We start from the raw sequence: 15,881 nt of genomic DNA, 5'->3' as shown, positions 1-15,881 counted from the left end.
CCAGACCCAGGTCGAATACAAGGCCGCCGCCCAAGGCGATGACGTGTTCAAGGACGGCAGCTCGCTGACCGTCGGCATCACCGACGCCACCGTGACGGGCAAGACCTTCGAGAATCTGGAACTCGGCGGCAACGCCACCGTGCAGATCACCGACACCATCAGTGAAGTCGTCGCGACCCTGTCGGCCGACAAGACCACCGTCACCGAAGGTGGCCAGGTCACCTACACCGTCACCCTGACCAACGCCCAGGGCCTGTCGGTCACCGGCCACAACGGCCTGACCTTCACCCTGTCCGATGGCACCAAGGTCACCATCCCGGCCGGCAGCGCCAGCGGCACCGTGACCATCACCGCCAAGGACGATGTGTTCGTCGGCGGCCAGCCTTCGATCGTCAACAAGATCGAAAGCGTCACCGGCGCGGACAACTTCGAGAAGCTGACCCTCGGCAAGGACACCCTCACCACCACCGTGACCGACGAGCCGGGCAGCGGCACTGGCACGGGTACCGGCAACCAGGGCGACAAGGTCTCCGTGACCATCGTCGGCAACGGCGGTGTCACCGAGGATCAGCAGCCAGCCTTCACCGTCAAGGTCAGCCAGAAGCTCGACCACGACCTGACCGTCACCCTGTCCAACGGCGCCAAGGTGGTGATCCCGGCCGGCCAGACCCAGGTCGAGTACAAGGCCGCCGCCCAAGGCGATGACGTGTTCAAGGACGGCAGCTCGCTGACCGTCGGCATCACCGACGCGACCGTCACGGGCAAGACCTTCGAGAACCTGGAGCTCGGTGGCAACGCCACCGTGCAGATCACCGACACCATCAGTGAAGTCGTCGCGACCCTGACCGCCAACAAGACCACCGTCAGCGAAGGCGGCCAGTTCACCTACACCGTGACCCTGACCAACGCCCAGGGCCTGTCGGTCACCGGCCACAACGGCCTGACCTTCACCCTGTCCGACGGCACCAAGGTCACCATCCCCGCGGGCAGCGCCAGCGGCACCGTGACCATCACCGCCAAGGACGACGTGTACGTCGGTGGCCAGCCGAGCATCGTCAACAAGATCGAATCGGTCAGCGGTGGCGACAACTTCGAGAAGCTGACCCTCGGCAAGGACACCCTCACCACCACCGTGACCGACGAGCCGAGCGGCCAGGGCGACCTGACCACCGTCGGCATCAGCGGCGACACCTCGGTGACCGAAGGCGACACCGCCCACTACACCCTGACCTTGAGCAACCCGTCGAAGTCTGAGGTGACCATCACCCTGACCTACAGCGGCACCGCCACCGACGGCCAGGACTTCACCGGCGTGGTCACCGTGAAGATCCCGGCGGGCAGCACGGGTACCAACTTCGACATCAAGACCATCGACGACAAGCTGGTCGAAGGCTCCGAGAACTTCACGGTCAAGATCAGCGGCGCCACCGGCGGCGGCTTCGAGAACCTGCAGGTCGACTCGGGCAAATCGAGTGTCACCACCACCATCATCGACAACGACCACGCGCCAGTGTCGACCGGTGGCGCGGTGACCGGCAGCGAAGACACCGACTACGTGTTCAAGTGGGGCGACTTCAACGTCACCGACGCCGATGGCAATACCGGCCTGTCGGTGACCATCAGCAAGCTGCCGGATCTGGGCAGCCTGAAGTTCTTCAACGGCACCTCGTGGGTCGATGTCTCGCTGAACCAGAACATCAGCCAGGCCGATATCGCCGCCGGCAAGCTCAAGTTCGTACCGCTGGCCAACCAGTCGGGCGTCGACGGCTACGGCGGCACCGGCGTGGGCAACAAGCAGGCCGACTACGCGCAGATCAAGTACAAACCCAATGACGGCACCAACGCGGGCGGCGAAGTGACCATGAAGGTCGATATCACGCCTGTGGCCGACAAGCCTGACCTGAACATCGGCAACAACAACGTCAACTCGATCGGCCTGCTCAAGGAAACCTGGAGCAGCCTCACTGGCCTGGGCAGCAATGGCAACGGCATCACCGGCGACACGCTGAAGAACGTCTTCGCCAACTCCGGCAACGCCAGCAAGAGCGAGACCGTCACCGGTGTCGACACGGTCGCCACCGTGACCCCGGGCAGCGGCTCGAAGACCTCCGGCCTGATCTACCTGGAAGCCGGCAAGACCTACTCGTTCAGCGGCACGGCCGATGACAGCCTGCAGATCGTCGTGGGCGGCAAGAACGTCGCCAGCGGCACCTGGGGCAATGCCAGCGGCGCCATCTCCGGCAGCTTCACCCCGACCACCAGCGGCTACTACACCCTGGAGATCTACAACGCCAACCAGTCCGGCCCCGGCAGCCTGGACGTCAACATCAAGGTGGGCAACGGCGCGGTCACCGACCTCAACACCTCGAACATTCCGCTGTACCCGAGCGTCAAGGATCTGGCCAACGCCGGCGTGACCGTCGGCGACCTGCACGGCAGCAACAACCAGGGTTACTACGACGGCTACAAGCTCAACGAAGGCAGCGAGAACGGCGCGCCGGTCAAGCTGGTGGGCATCAGCACCAACCTGACCGACACCGACGGTTCGGAAAGCCTGAGCGTCAAGCTCAGCGGTATCCCGGCAGGTTCGGTGATCGCCGACAACGCCGGCCACACCTTCACCGTCGGCAAGGACGCGGTGGACGTGACCGGCTGGAACCTCGGCAGCCTGACCATCAAGCCGCCGGCCTACTACCACGGCCAGTTCGACGTGAAGGTCAGCTCGACCTCCACCGAAAGCGTCGGCGGCAGCACCGCGACCAGCGAAGGCACCATCAAGGTCACGGTCTACCCGCAGACCTACAACACCAGCAACCTGTCCTCGGACAGCGACAACATCACCGGCACCGACGGCAACGATGTAGTGGTCTCCGACGTCAGCGGCCTGCACGTCGTACCTGGCCAGGACTACAACCTGGCCTTCATCGTCGACACCTCGGGCAGCATGGGTTCCTCCGGCGTGGACGCGGCGAAGAAGTCCATGGAGTCGGTGTTCAAGACCCTGGCCGCCAGCGTCAAGGGCGATCAGTCGGGCACCGTGAACATCCTGCTGGTGGACTTCGCCACCCAGGTCAAGAGCAGCGTCGCGGTCACGCTGAACGATGCTGGCCTGCAGCAGTTGCTCAATGCATTGAGCACGCTCAAAGCCGACGGCGGCACCAACTACGAGGACGCCTTCAAGACCACGGCGAACTGGTTCCAGTCGCTCAAGAACGCTGGCAACACCGGCAGCAACCAGACATTCTTCATTACCGATGGCAAGCCGACCTACTATCAGTCCGGCGAGCAGGGCAACCCAAATCTGGGCACCAGCGGGTCCAGCTTCGACAGTTACCTCGCTTCCATCAACTACAAGCCGGGGATGACGGTCAGCAAGTACCTGGACAACTCCAACTACATCACCATCGACAGCAACGGCACGCTGACCGTACAGACCAACAACTGGGGGAGCTGGCGCACCACGCTGTCCGGCGACATTCGCGCCGACGGTGTTGGCGGCTATGAACTGTCGTCGCGCGGTGGCCTCGGTTACGACACTAACAGTGCCACTCAAAACAACTCGCTGGACAGTTTCAAGTTGCTCTCGGGCCTGTCCACCGTCGAGGCCATCGGCCTCAACAGCGGCGTGAACACCAACGACCTGAAACCGTTCGACACCGACGGCAAACCCCAGACCAACATCGACCCAAGCAATTTGGCCGAGGCTATCCTCGGCCACACCGAAGTCACCCAGCCGGGCAACGACACGGTCAATGGCGGCGACGGCAACGACATCATCTTCGGCGACCTGATGACCTTCGACGGCATCGCCGGCACCGGTGTCGAGGCGATCCGCGGCTTCGTCGCCAACAAGCTGGGCGTGGAAGCGGGCGACGTGGATGCGCGGGCGATGCACAAGTACATCACCGAGAACTACTCCGAGTTCGACATCTCGCGCAGCAACGATGGCAACGACACCCTGCTGGGCGGCAATGGCAACGACATCATCTTCGGCCAGGGTGGCAACGACTACATCGACGGCGGCAAGGGCAACGACATCCTGCTCGGTGGCACCGGCAACGACACGCTGCTCGGCGGTGAAGGCAACGACATCCTGTTCGGCGGTGCCGGCAATGACATCCTCATCGGCGGCAAAGGGGATGACATCATGACCGGCGGCACCGGTGCCGACACCTTCGTGTGGAAGGCCGGCGACCTGGGCAACGACGTGATCAAGGACTTCAACGTCAAGGAAGGCGACCGCCTCGACCTGAGCGACCTGCTCCAGGGCGAGAAGGCCAGCACCATCGACAACTTCCTGAAGATCACCACGGTCAATGGCGAGTCGACCCTGCAGGTCAGCACCGAAGGCAAGCTCAACGCCGCCGGCGGCCTGGCCAATGCCGACGTGAGCATCAAGCTCGAAGGTGTCAACTGGTCCAACACCACGATCAACTCGTTGATCAGCGGCGCCGACCCGACCATCAAGATCGACAACTCCAACAGCTGATCCTCACCGAGATGGCGGCCGGAAACGGCCGTCGCATCGGGGGGCAGGCTTTTCCAGCCAGCACTTCACGCGCATACTCGTGCACCGGGCCTACAGGCCCGGTGAACTTTGCCTATGCTGCTGACTACCAACAAGGAATCATCGTGACGAGGGATGCCGCCATGTTCTACGTGCAACGTGACGCCACCGGCCAGTTGCTGCGGGTAGAGGCCGCCGAGTTTGCCGAATCCACGGGCACCCTGCCGGCCGACGATGCCGAGATCCGGGACTGGTTCGCCGACGACCTCGTGGAGAACAGCCTCAGGCAGCTCAAACAGAGCGACCTGGACATGATCCGGGTACTTGAGGACCTGATCGAGGTGCTGACCGCCAAGGGCGTGTTCAGCATCACCGACCTGCCGCCCGGCGCTCAGGCCAAGCTGCTCAACCGCTCCACCGCGCGCAAGGCGCTGGGCAGCCTGAACAACCTGATCGAGGACGACGAGGATGGCGGGTTGATCTGATCACTGCCCATTAGTTTCAAACGGGCAACAGCATCACGCATATCCTGTGGGGGCGGCTTCACCCGCTCCCACAGGGCTGCTCACCGCCAGGGCGCCGGCTCACCCACCAGTTGCCCCTGGATCCCCTGCACCCCCATCTCCCGCAACACCTTCAGCTCACCTTCGGTCTCCACCCGCTCGGCGATCAGCGGCAGGTCGATGCTGTGCGCCGCGCGCTGGATCGCTTCGATGAACAGGCGCTTGTGTCGCTCGTGATCGATGTTGCGGATATAGCCGCCGTCGATCTTCAGGTAGGCCAGCCCCAGGTGGGCCAGGTTGCCGATCATGCTGAAACGCCCACCGAAGCGCTGCAGCGCCAGGCCATAGCCCAGCCCGCGCAGGCGCCGGGTCAGCTGCTCCAGCACGGACTGCTCGGGCAGCTGCTCCTCGCCGATCTCGAACGTCAGCCGCGGCCCCAGTGCGCTGTTCTGCCCCAACAGCTCGTACACCCGCTGCAGCGCCTTGGGATCGGCCAGGGTTGCCGCCGACAGGTTGAGGGCCAGCGACTCGCCATGCCCATGCAAGTGCTTCAGCACCTTTTCCAACACCAGCAGGTCCAACCGCGCCATCCAGCCGAAACGCTCCAGCCATGGCAGGAAGCGGCCGGCGGCCAGGGCCTCGCCCTGCTCGTCGTGCAAGCGCGAGATGACCTTGTAGTGCAGCACCCGCTCCGGGGCCTTGGCATCCACCACGGGCTGGAAGAACAGCTGGAACTGCCCCTTGGCCAGCGCCTGCTCCAGGCGCGTGTGCCAGGCGTGATGACTGTCGGCAGCCTGGCCTGCGGCACCCTGCTCGAGGCAGACCCAGCCCGGCGCAGGCTGGCTCTCGGCTCTGGCCAACGCCTCGTCGGCCAGTTTGAGCAGCGCCTGCGGCGCATCGCCCGGGGTGAAGGGGGCAAGGCCGATGCAGGCCACCGGGTCGACATCACTGGCGCCGGTTTCGTGCAGGCTCTGCAGGGTGGCCTCCAGGGCCTGGGCCAGGTGGATCGCCTCATCGTGGACCATGCCCGGCGCCAGCACGGCGAACTCGCCACCGCGGCTGCGGGTGATCAGGTCCTTGGTTTCCGGGAAATTCGCACAGGTGCGGCGCAACTGCTCGCCTACCGCCTGCAGCAGCTGGTCGGTGCGCTGGCCGCCCAGGCGGGCATTGAGGCCGGCCAGGTCCTGTACCCGTAATAGCAGCAGGTATCCAGCACGCCCTTCTTCCACGTTGCTGACCCGGGCATTGAGCTGCATCTCGAAGTAACGCCGGTTGGCCAGGCCCGTCAGACTGTCCTGATAGGACTCGGTGCGCAGCCTCTCGCTGCGCTCGGCCTGTTCTGTGAACAACGCCTTGAGCTTCTCGACCATCTGGTTCATCGCCTGTACCACCCGACGCAGCTCGGGCGTGCGCGGCAACTCCGGCAGGCTTAGGAACTCGCGGCGGGCGATGGCGTGGGACTGCGCGACCATGTAGTCCAGCGGGCGCAACTGGCGACGCAACAGCAGCGCACCGAGCACCGCGCTCACCGCGCCGCACAGCAGCAGCCAGCCCAGACTGCCCAGGGCGCTCTGCCAAAGCTTGGCCAGGGCGAACATCGGATGGCTGATCACTTCGACCCGCGCCGCCTGCTGCCAGCCACGGCTGACGATGGCGTCGCCTCCGGCCGGCTCCAGGCCGATCAGGTGGATGAACCAACCCGGCACCCCGCCGCTGTCAGGCTCGGCATGGCGCTCCACCAGCACGGCGTTGGAGCCCAGGTCGATGACCTTGATGCTCGAGTAGTAGCCACTGTCGAAGATCGAACTGACCATCAGCTCGACCATCGCCGGATCGTCGATGTTCGGCGTCAGTGACAGCGCCAGCGCCGTGGCCGCATCCTGGGCATGGGAGCGCAGCTGGTTGACGTACTGGCTGCGCGAACTTTCCAGGCTGACCATGAAGCTGCCGCTGAAGGCGACCACCAGGAACAGGCAAATGGCCAGCAGCAATTGTTTGAACAGTGACATCTGTGCTCCTTCAGTAAACCGGTTCGGCCGGGAAGCCTTCGGCCTGCATTTTCTTCAGCAAGTCCTGCCAGCGCGACAGACGCTTGGTATCGCCGACCTTCTTGTTGCCGGCGGCGCCGGTCAGCCACAGGCCTTCGCCGTTGAAGGCATACACCGGCAGCAGGTCGGTGCGCTGGCTGGCCGGCTTGATCGCGTCCATCAGGCTGTCGAGCACCAGTGGCTGGGCCTGTGGGCTTGAATAATAGGTCAGGACCATGTGCGCGCGGTTCTGGCGCAAGGCTTTGACGTAGGTGATGCGCAGCTTTTCGGCGGGAATGCCCATGCGTCGCAGGCTGAAGTACTTGGCGATGGCGTAGTCCTCGCAATCGCCCGCGCCCTTGATCAACGACTGGACCGGCGTGGCCCAGTAGTCGACCTCATGCCACAGGTCGATATCCTCGACGTAACGCAGCTGCTTGTTGAAGAACAGGTTGACCACCTGCAACTGCTCCAGCTCGCTGCCCTGCTTCTGGGTCGCCAACAGGTTCTGCCAGGCATCGATGCGCCCCTGGCCCACGCCCAGCGGGCCATAGAGCGCCTGGGCCCGACGGCTGATCTGGGAAAAGTCCCAGTCTGCCTGGGTGCCGCCCAGCAGCAGGCAGCCAAGCAGCAGGGCAAGCCCTAGACGGCGCGCGGTCGCATGGAGGGTCCAAGGTATCGCCACTGCGAACACCCGTTCAGATCAATCGAAAGCAGCGATGGTGCGGGCAGATGAGGCAAAAGACAATGGCACCGTGCGATCATGCTGCCAACTGTCGGCAAACCCTCTTCGTACAAGGGGCGGTGCGCTTGTCCGGCTTCCCAAGGCTGGCGTCTTGCTTCACGATAGCCGCGTTTCGTGCCCGCGCTTCGTCGCGGCTGCGATCAATCCGTTTGACAAGCGCCCCCCTCTCTCACTAGGGTTATTGGATCCAATTTTCATGTTACCGAGGCGAACCCCGCGTGGCTGAGAAACCCAAACTCCTGAGCACCGTGCTGGGTAGCGAGCAGGTCCCGCCGCACCTTGCCCGCGGTGTCATCGAAGAACGCCTGCGCAGCGCTATCCTCGACGGCCGCCTGCCCCCGGGCACGGCCCTGCGCCAGCAGGAACTGGCCACCCTGTTCGGCGTCAGCCGCATGCCCGTGCGCGAGGCCCTGCGCCAGCTCGAGGCCCAGTCCCTGTTGCAGGTGGTCATGCACAAAGGCGCGGTGGTCGCGCCGCTGATCGGCGAAGATGCGGTCGATACCTATGCCCTGCGGGTGATCCTCGAGACCGAGGCCCTGCGCCAGTCGATTCCTCTGCTCGAAGCCGACGACATCGCCAAGGCCCGGGACTATATCCGTCAGCTGGAGAACGAGACGCGCCACGCCGAGATCGGCCGCCTCAACCGCCTGTTCCACATGGCCCTCTACAGCAAGGCGAAGAACCAGAAGCTGCTGCGCATGATCGAGATCGAGCTCAACGAGGAGGAGCGTTTCCTGCGCTTCCACTTGTCTTCGATGGGCCTGGGCAAGCTCACCCAGGACGACCACATCGCCCTGGTCGATGCCGCCAGCGACAAACTGGTGGACGAGGCCATCGCGTTGCTGGAAGCGCACCTGAACAATGCTGCCCGCACGATCAGACGCTACCTCGATCGGCAAGCGGCCGACTGATCCAGCGCCAACACACGGCCAGTTCTTCTGGCTGCGTTGTTCCGGGGACGTGACCCGGCAATAAGGAACAGCAGTGCAGATGCGACAGGAAGCGACGCCCGAACAATCGTCCAGGATCCGCCTGATCTGCCTGGCCTGCACCCGGCAGCAACTGATCCAGTACCGGACCTGGGCTCAGACGCTCAGCGATCCTGTCGAGCTGATCGCCGTGGACGTACTGTCTTCGGTCCAGCTCGACACGCTTGCCTGCGCGCCCCCACCCTCTGCCCTGGTCAGGATCCTGGCCGAGCAGCTCCAGCCCTTTCTCTCGCAACCGCATGCCGTTTTCGGCCAGACGCTAGGTGCGCATATCGCCCTGGCGCTGACCCAGCTGGCGCAAGACAAATACCCAGGGCTAACCCGTCACTTGTTTGTTTCAAGCTGTGACAGCCCCGAGTTCGCCGTCACCTCGACCATTCACGTGCCCATGACCGTGCTCTACCCCCCTGGATCAATGGCCGCCATGCTCGGCTGGCACGCCCTGGCCCGCCGCGAGCTTGAGCTGATCGAGTTGCCGCCACCCTCGGCCGACGGCTCACTGCTCAACCAGCGTCTGGTACGCATCTTCAACACCCACCTCGGCTTGCTCAGCTTCTAGGCTTTGCCACCGCATTTGCTGCCCGGAGTCGGGCATTTCCACTGCCTGGCCCGTCGCAGGCCATGGCAGTGCCAGCATTTTGGGCACACTCTACTCCCCCGCAGCGGCCGCTGATTATCAGTAGCGGGCCTGGCCGACTGCCTTTTCATCCATCTGCAGAAGGAGTCTGCCACCGGGGCAAGGACCGTATGCGATCAGCCGCCCCTGAACATTGACACCTCCCCCACTCCATTCATCAGTGCTCCGAGTGAGGCATTCACTCTGCGTATGTTTTTCTGATCAGCAGTTATCGGAAGGGGCACTTATTGCCGAAATAAAACTTTCAGGAAGTTTTATACGGGCAACTTTCGCCAAAATAAAAACAAAAAAATAAATAATTAAAAAAACAATTGCGAGCAACTTTGAAGTTGTTCTAACTTTTATATCGCCAGCCATAGGCGGCCCGGCGCCACCGTGAGCGCCAGTCCTGTCAAGCCTTGGCAGCCTTTGCACAGCGTTCGAAATCGAAATTTCATTCGAGGCACCCACTCGCTCGAAATTTATCAACACTCGAACTTGCACTGTTTTTTCCAACTTCCTGAACCCGATAACAAAGGACACTTCCATGAGCACACTGAAGCGCGCGCTTTCCGACAAGAAACATGAACTCTCGCGTCATCCGCTATTCTCTGAAATTGACTCACTGAACACCCTGCGGCAATTCATGGAAACCCATGTATTCGCCGTTTGGGACTTCATGTCGCTGACCAAGCGCCTGCAACAGGAACTCACCTGCGTCAGCCTTCCCTGGCTGCCGCCGGCAGACCCCGCCGCCGCGCGCCTGATCAACGAGATCGTGCTGGGGGAGGAGTCGGACGACCGTCTCGATCACGGTCACTACAGTCACTTCGAGCTGTACCTGGACGCCATGCGCGAGGTTGGCGCCAGCACCCAGGCCATCGAACGCTTCATCGCCCTGCAGCAGCAAGGCGTCAACGCAATCGATGCGCTGCAGCGCGCCGGCGCCAGCGAAGCGGCGCAACACTTCGTCCGCGATACCCTCGAAGTGGCCCTGGACGCTCCGGCCCATCGCGTCGCGGCCGCCTTCCTGCATGGCCGGGAAAGCGTGATCCCGATGATGTTCCAGCAGATCCTCGATGAATGGGGCATCGGCACCGAGCAGGCACCGACCTTCCGCTACTACCTGCAACGCCATATCGAAGTCGACTCCGAAGACCATGGCCCCGCCGCCGAGCAGTTGCTGGCCCGCCTGGTCGACCACGACCCGGTGCGCCAGGAGGATGTGTACGTGGCCGCCATCGCCGCGGTGGACAGCCGCATGGCCCTGTGGGACCGCCTGCGCGCCTCGCTGCGGGCGCCGGTTGCCGAGGTCACCCCATGAGCGCCCTTGAATACCGCTCCTTCGCCGATGCCTGGGAAGAGCGCGCCACCATCCGCACCCGGCCCCGCCGTCGGGTGGAGGACGACCAGCGGCTGATCTATCCGCTCAGCCGCCAACCGTTGGTGCTCGGCGCGACGTTCCAGCGCGAATGCCCGCAGCTGCGCGATTTCGTCTTGGTGCAGAGCCTCTACAAGTTCATCAACGACGTGGTCATCTTCGAAACCGAGATCGTCGACCGCACCGCCCGGCGCATCGCCAAGGACCGTTTCGCCGTGCGCTTCCCGTTCGCCTGCCGCTATGACGCGATGACCGTCGTCGTCGACGAGGATTACCACGCGCTGGTGGCCATGGACTTCCTGCAGCAGACCATCGCCTTGACCGGTGTCGAGCCGATCGACCTGCCCCAGGAGATCGAACTCAGCCGGGCCATCCCGGCCGCGCTGGAACAGGTGCCTGAAGCCCTGCGCGACGCGTTGGAGCTGATCTGCGTGGGCATCGCCGAGAACACCCTGACCGACGATGTCGCGGCATTCGCCCGCGACGACTCGGTCAAGCCTTCGGTGAAGGGGCTGATGGCCGACCACCTGCTCGACGAAGGCCGGCATTCGACTTTCTGGGCCCGCCTGACCCGCCTCTACTGGCAGGCAGCGCCGCAAGCCGATCGCCAGGCGCTGGCCGAGGTACTGCCGGTGTTCCTGCGCCAGTACCTGACCAACGACATCCAGCAAGCCTTCGATTTCGCCCTGATCGCTGCGCTGCCGGTGAGCGAGGCGGTACGCCAGGCCCTGCGCGAGGAAGCGCAGGGCCTGGCCTATCCGATCAATCACCAGCATCCATTGCTGGGCAACATCCTGCGCTTCTTCCGCAGCAGCTCGATGCTCGAGTCGACCTGCGTGCAGGAAGCGCTGCGTGACTACCTGCCCTGAGGATATTTCCATGAGACGCCTCGACATACTCATGGTGGGTACCAGCCCCACCCTGGGGGAATTTGCCCACCTGCTCGACGAGCATGGTCACGGCACCACCATGGCCGATTGCGGGGAAGCCGTGCGCCGCCAGCTGGCTGCCGGCCCTGACCTGGTGGTGGAAGACGGTAGCCTGGCCCTTGGCAGCAACGACTGGCAATCGCTGGGCGACACGCCACTGCTCAGGCTGCGCCTGGGTGCCAGCTTCGCCGAGACCCTGCCACGGCTGGAGATCCTGTGCTGGTGCGGCAGTGCCGGCGCCCAGCGCCTGATCGATCGGGTGAGCCTGCCCTCGCCGGTTTCCGGCAATGGCCAACAGTTGCGTGCGGACGCCCGGCAGGCCCTGGCCGACCGGTTGGCACTGCACATTACCCGCCATGCCCGTAACCCGCAGTACCTGCAGGACGCAGCCGCGGTCAGCCCCGGCATGCAGGAACGCGAACATGGCCTGGACTGGCTCGAGGGCCTGGCCTACCGGCATCCGTTCAACCGAACGCTGCGTGCCGACCTGCTGGAACAGGCCGAGGGCAGCCTGGTCGGACAGCTGGAGCACAGCCTGCGCAAGCACGCCGGAACCTGCGCCCTGAACCAGGGTGACCAACGCTACAGCTACCACCAGCTACATGCCCGTGCTGTCGGCATCCAGCGCGCCTTGCTGCCGCTGCTGCCTGCCGCCGGGCAGCAGCCGGTCGTTGCGGTGTGCATGGACAAGTCGCCTGAACTCTACGCCAGCCTGTTGGCGGTCCTGGGTTGCGCGGCCATCTACCTGCCCCTGGACCCGGCCACTCCCAGCGAACGTCGGCAACGTATCCTCGAGGACGCCAATGCCTGCGTGCTGCTGCACGACGGCCAGGGGCCTGTGGATATCTTCCAGCTGGACGTGCGTGGCCTGCCGCAGGTCCTGGAAGATCCGCTCCCCAATCTGACCCTGCGTGAAACCCATGCAGAACAGCCCTGCGCAGCGATCTATACCTCCGGCACCACTGGCCAACCCAAAGGCGTGCTACTCGGTCAGCGCAACCTGGCACACTTCAGCGCCTGGTACCGCGAGCACGTGGCGCTGGACGCAAACAGCCGGGTCCTGCAGTTTTCCACCATCGGATTCGACGCCTCCCTGCTGGATATCCTGCCTACCTTCATCTGCGGCGCCGAACTGGTGCTGCCCAACGAAGACCAGCGGCGTGATCCACAGCAACTGGTGCAACTTATCCACAGCCAGGAAATCAGCCACGCGTTCCTGCCGCCGGCGCTGCTGAGCATCCTGCCGCGCGATACGCATCTGGGCCTGCGACACCTGATCACCGGTGGCGATGTCTGCGAACCGGAGGTCATCGCCCGGCTGGCCGGGCAGTGCCGCATGCACAATATCTATGGCCCGACCGAGACCACCGTGCTGGCCACCACCCGAGTGTTCGGCGCCCGTGATGGTAATCGCAACCTGGGGCTGCCGATCGCCAATACCCAGGTGCTGATCCTCGACGAGGCGTTACAGCCGGTGCTGGAACAGGTACCCGGCGAGCTGTATATCGCCGGCCCGGGGGTCGGGATCGGTTATCTGAACAATCCGACGCTGAGCGCTGAACGCTTCATCGCGCTTGCACTGCCTGATGGCCGCTCGCTGCGCGCCTACCGCACAGGCGACATAGGCAAGTGGACCGAGCAGGGCATCGAGCTGTGCGGTAGACGCGACAATCAGGTGAAGATCCGCGGGTTCCGTGTCGAGCCGGAGGAGATCGAGCACTGCCTGCGTGACAGCCGACTGTTCGGCCAGGTGGCCGTGGTCATCGACGCACAGCGGCGGATTCTCGCCTTCGTGGCCCATCCCGAGCAGGACGATGCCGAGGAGCGGCTGCGCGAGCATGCCGAACGCTACCTGCCCGACTACATGCGCCCGATGTTCTACCAGGCGCTGGAGCAGATGCCGTACACCGCCAACGGCAAAGTCGACCGTCACGCGCTATCGATCCGACCACTGGCCTTGCCATCGACTCAGCGGCTGCAACCGCGGACCGCCACCGAACAGCGCCTGCGTGGCCTGTGGAGCGAATTGCTGGAGCTGCCGGAAGCCGATATCTCCATCGACGACAGCTTCTTCAATCTCGGCGGCCACTCGATCCTGCTGTCGCGCCTGCTGCTGGAGATACGCCAGCATTTCGGCCGCGGCGTGGCGATCAACCGCTTTATCGAACAACCGACCCTGCAACGCCTCGGCGCGTTGCTCGACGGTGACGATGATGCCTTGCAGACCTCCCTGGCGCGTCTGGAACAGGATGCCAATCGCGAGCTGGGCCTGCAGGTATTGCCGGTGGACCGCCTGGGCGATGTGCACAAGGTGATCGTCACCGGTGCCAACAGTTTCCTCGGTGTTCACCTGGTCGAGGCCCTGCTGGAATGGGGGGCCAGCGAAGTCGCCTGCCTGGTGCGCAGCACCAATGGCATGACTGCCAGCGAGCGCTTCGCGCAGTCCCAGCACGAAAACCGCATCACCCTCGACCTGAGCCGGGTACGGGTGTTCGAGGCTGACCTGCGCAAGCCCCGCCTGGGGCTGGCCCAGGCCGACTATGACTACCTGGACAGCGAATATGGCGCGCTGCTGCACAACGCCGCGCAGGTCAACCATGTCCTCGATTACCAGGTGCTGGCCGCCGACAACATCGAACCCCTGTTCGAATGCCTGCGTCTGTGCGAGGGACGACGCAAGAAGATCTTTAACTTCGTCTCGACGCTGTCCGCATGCAGCGCGGTGGACCACGATGGTCGCGTGCTGGAGAGCGATCCGGCGAATACGCCGCCGATCTATATCCGTAACGGTTACAACCTGAGCAAGTGGGTCGGCGAACGCATTCTCAGCCGTGCGCGCGAGCAGGGGGTCTGGGTCAACGTGTTCCGCCCGGGCAACATCACCTTCGATAGCCGCACCGGGGCCTGCCAGCCATCACGCAACCGCTTGATGCTGATGCTCAAGGGGTCGCTGCAACTAGGCCAGGTGCCGGGGCTGGAAATCGACTTCGATCTCATGCCCGTGGACTTCCTGTCCCGCTTCATCGCCTTCCACGCCAGCCGACACCAAGCCGCGCAGTGCGTGTTCAACCTGCACAACCCCGAGCCGTTGCGCTGGCGGGATTATCTGGCGTCGTTCCGTGAGCAGGGGCATGCCTTCGAGCTGGTCAGCATCGAGCAGTGGCAACGCCAGCTTGGCCAGGTAGACCGCGACAACGCGCTGTATGACGTCCTGGGTTTCTACCTCGACGGGTTCGAGGAAGACATCGGCGACATCTCAGGTATTGCCCACGACAACGCCCGTGCCGGGGTAAATCGCATGGGCACCCATTATCCAAGCAAGAGCCCGGAGCTGTTACGCCGCGGCTGCCGCTATCTGGCCGACATCGGCTTCATCTGACCCTTTCATACACAACAGGAGCAACACGACATGCAAGCACTCAAGCCCGATACCCTGATCAGCAATCCGCAAGGCTGCCTGGTGGTGTCCAGTGTCGACATCGCCGCACCAGCGGCCAGCGTGTGGAATATCGTGGGCAATTTCGCCGGTTTTCCGGTGTTCATTCCCGCCTTGGCGCATATCGAAATGACGGGTAGCGGCGTACGCTCGGTGCGCAAAAAGCTGTTCAAGGATGGCAACGTCGTGATCGAGCAATTGAATTCGCGCGACGACCAGGCCATGAACATGACCTGGAGCCTGATCTATACCAGCCTGAACATTGGCAACCTGTGGGCCGCCATGCAAGTGCAGGCGATCGATGCCAGTCACAGCCGTGCCACCTGGACTATCCAGGCCGAGCCTTGGGAGGGCGGGCCGCAAGCGCTGCCTGGCTTCCAGGCGTTCCTGCAGGGGCTTGCCGATGAGGCGATGGGGAATGTGCGTAACCTGCTGAGCTGATAACGCCATCGGGGCCTCCATACCCCAAAAGCCAAAAAGGCCGCTTCCTATCAGGAGCGGCCTTTTTGCGTGCGGGGCAAAACATATCTCATCGACTTCGCGAGCACCTGTGAGGCCAGGTCTACTCGTTATCACTGATAAGCCCGGAGCCATGCCCCACGGTACTGCTTCGCGGGTAAACCCGCTCCTGTAGACTCGACCCAGTGCAGTGCCTACCCGGAAAAGACAAAGCCCCCGACCGCATCGCGATCAGGGGCTTTGGATTTGAATCTTGACGATGACCTACTCTCACATGGGGAAACCCCAC

At 63.6% G+C, this 15,881-nt stretch carries 11 protein-coding genes; 8 read left to right on the top strand and 3 right to left on the bottom strand.

Translation table 11 applies throughout. From position 1 onward, the window contains the following. Both N7422_RS26600 and N7422_RS26595 read left to right on the top strand, forming a co-directional pair. Positions 1-4,489, top strand: a 4,489-nt coding sequence (locus N7422_RS26600) for an immunoglobulin-like domain-containing protein (protein WP_279809322.1), incomplete at its 5' end; no start/stop codon positions are given. Positions 4,490-4,650: 161 nt separating this feature from the next. Then, positions 4,651-4,992 (top strand): tryptophan synthase subunit beta, encoded by a 342-nt coding sequence (locus N7422_RS26595; RefSeq protein WP_279809323.1) that lies wholly within the window; start codon positions 4,651-4,653, stop codon positions 4,990-4,992. Positions 4,993-5,072: 80 nt separating this feature from the next. Here the strand turns inward: N7422_RS26595 and lapD are convergent, their stop codons facing one another. Together lapD and lapG are read right to left on the bottom strand one after the other, a co-directional pair. Continuing rightward, the gene (gene lapD / locus N7422_RS26590) at positions 5,073-7,019 is read right to left on the bottom strand and encodes a cyclic di-GMP receptor LapD (RefSeq protein ID WP_279809321.1); all 1,947 of its coding nucleotides are present in this window, start codon (positions 7,017-7,019) and stop codon (positions 5,073-5,075) included. Positions 7,020-7,029: 10 nt separating this feature from the next. Continuing rightward, positions 7,030-7,731, bottom strand: coding sequence for a cysteine protease LapG (gene lapG / locus N7422_RS26585; protein ID WP_279809320.1), 702 nt, complete (start codon positions 7,729-7,731; stop codon positions 7,030-7,032). 269 nt (positions 7,732-8,000) lie between these two features. Here lapG and N7422_RS26580 point away from each other — a divergent pair, with 269 nt between their 5' ends. Together N7422_RS26580 and N7422_RS26575 are read left to right on the top strand one after the other, a co-directional pair. Next, positions 8,001-8,693 (top strand): GntR family transcriptional regulator, encoded by a 693-nt coding sequence (locus N7422_RS26580; RefSeq protein WP_279809319.1) that lies wholly within the window; start codon positions 8,001-8,003, stop codon positions 8,691-8,693. Positions 8,694-8,772: 79 nt separating this feature from the next. Next, positions 8,773-9,330: a thioesterase domain-containing protein gene (locus N7422_RS26575; protein WP_279809318.1), complete on the top strand. Its 558-nt coding sequence runs from the start codon at positions 8,773-8,775 to the stop codon at positions 9,328-9,330. 279 nt (positions 9,331-9,609) lie between these two features. On the opposite strand, the gene N7422_RS26570 is transcribed toward N7422_RS26575, so the two are convergent. Beyond that, a complete protein-coding gene (locus tag N7422_RS26570) occupies positions 9,610-9,936 on the bottom strand; it encodes a hypothetical protein (RefSeq protein WP_279809317.1) in 327 nt (108 codons plus the stop codon). On the opposite strand from N7422_RS26570, the gene N7422_RS26565 reads away from it, so the two are divergent. Genes N7422_RS26565 through N7422_RS26550 form a run of 4 tightly spaced genes read left to right on the top strand, consistent with a single transcriptional unit; the run spans position 9,935 to position 15,574 of the window. Continuing rightward, positions 9,935-10,711 carry a DUF3050 domain-containing protein gene (locus tag N7422_RS26565; protein ID WP_279809316.1) on the top strand — a complete coding sequence of 259 codons (777 nt, stop codon included), beginning with the start codon at positions 9,935-9,937 and terminating at the stop codon, positions 10,709-10,711. The genes N7422_RS26570 and N7422_RS26565 overlap by 2 nt on opposite strands. Continuing rightward, positions 10,708-11,637, top strand: coding sequence for a diiron oxygenase (locus N7422_RS26560; RefSeq protein ID WP_279809315.1), 930 nt, complete (start codon positions 10,708-10,710; stop codon positions 11,635-11,637). The genes N7422_RS26565 and N7422_RS26560 overlap by 4 nt, the downstream gene beginning before the upstream one ends. A 10-nt stretch (positions 11,638-11,647) precedes the next feature. Continuing rightward, positions 11,648-15,076 carry an amino acid adenylation domain-containing protein gene (locus tag N7422_RS26555; protein ID WP_279809314.1) on the top strand — a complete coding sequence of 1,143 codons (3,429 nt, stop codon included), beginning with the start codon at positions 11,648-11,650 and terminating at the stop codon, positions 15,074-15,076. 30 nt (positions 15,077-15,106) lie between these two features. Beyond that, positions 15,107-15,574, top strand: coding sequence for an SRPBCC family protein (locus N7422_RS26550; protein WP_279809313.1), 468 nt, complete (start codon positions 15,107-15,109; stop codon positions 15,572-15,574). Positions 15,575-15,881 lie beyond the last annotated feature (307 nt).

Source organism: Pseudomonas sp. GD04091 (assembly GCF_029836165.1).
GTDB lineage: Bacteria > Pseudomonadota > Gammaproteobacteria > Pseudomonadales > Pseudomonadaceae > Aquipseudomonas.
The sequence above is the reverse complement of the archived record's forward strand: the minus strand, read 5'-3'. Positions and strand labels throughout refer to the sequence as shown.

What these genes read in the sequence shown, in the direction of transcription:
- N7422_RS26595 (WP_279809323.1), top strand. Translation starts at nt 4,651, where the DNA reads ATGTTCTACGTGCAACGTGACGCCACCGGCCAGTTGCTGCGGGTAGAG.
- lapD (WP_279809321.1), bottom strand. Translation starts at nt 7,019, where the DNA reads ATGTCACTGTTCAAACAATTGCTGCTGGCCATTTGCCTGTTCCTGGTG.
- N7422_RS26575 (WP_279809318.1), top strand. Translation starts at nt 8,773, where the DNA reads ATGCGACAGGAAGCGACGCCCGAACAATCGTCCAGGATCCGCCTGATC.
- N7422_RS26565 (WP_279809316.1), top strand. Translation starts at nt 9,935, where the DNA reads ATGAGCACACTGAAGCGCGCGCTTTCCGACAAGAAACATGAACTCTCG.
- N7422_RS26570 (WP_279809317.1), bottom strand. Translation starts at nt 9,936, where the DNA reads ATGGAAGTGTCCTTTGTTATCGGGTTCAGGAAGTTGGAAAAAACAGTG.
- N7422_RS26560 (WP_279809315.1), top strand. Translation starts at nt 10,708, where the DNA reads ATGAGCGCCCTTGAATACCGCTCCTTCGCCGATGCCTGGGAAGAGCGC.
- N7422_RS26555 (WP_279809314.1), top strand. Translation starts at nt 11,648, where the DNA reads ATGAGACGCCTCGACATACTCATGGTGGGTACCAGCCCCACCCTGGGG.
- N7422_RS26550 (WP_279809313.1), top strand. Translation starts at nt 15,107, where the DNA reads ATGCAAGCACTCAAGCCCGATACCCTGATCAGCAATCCGCAAGGCTGC.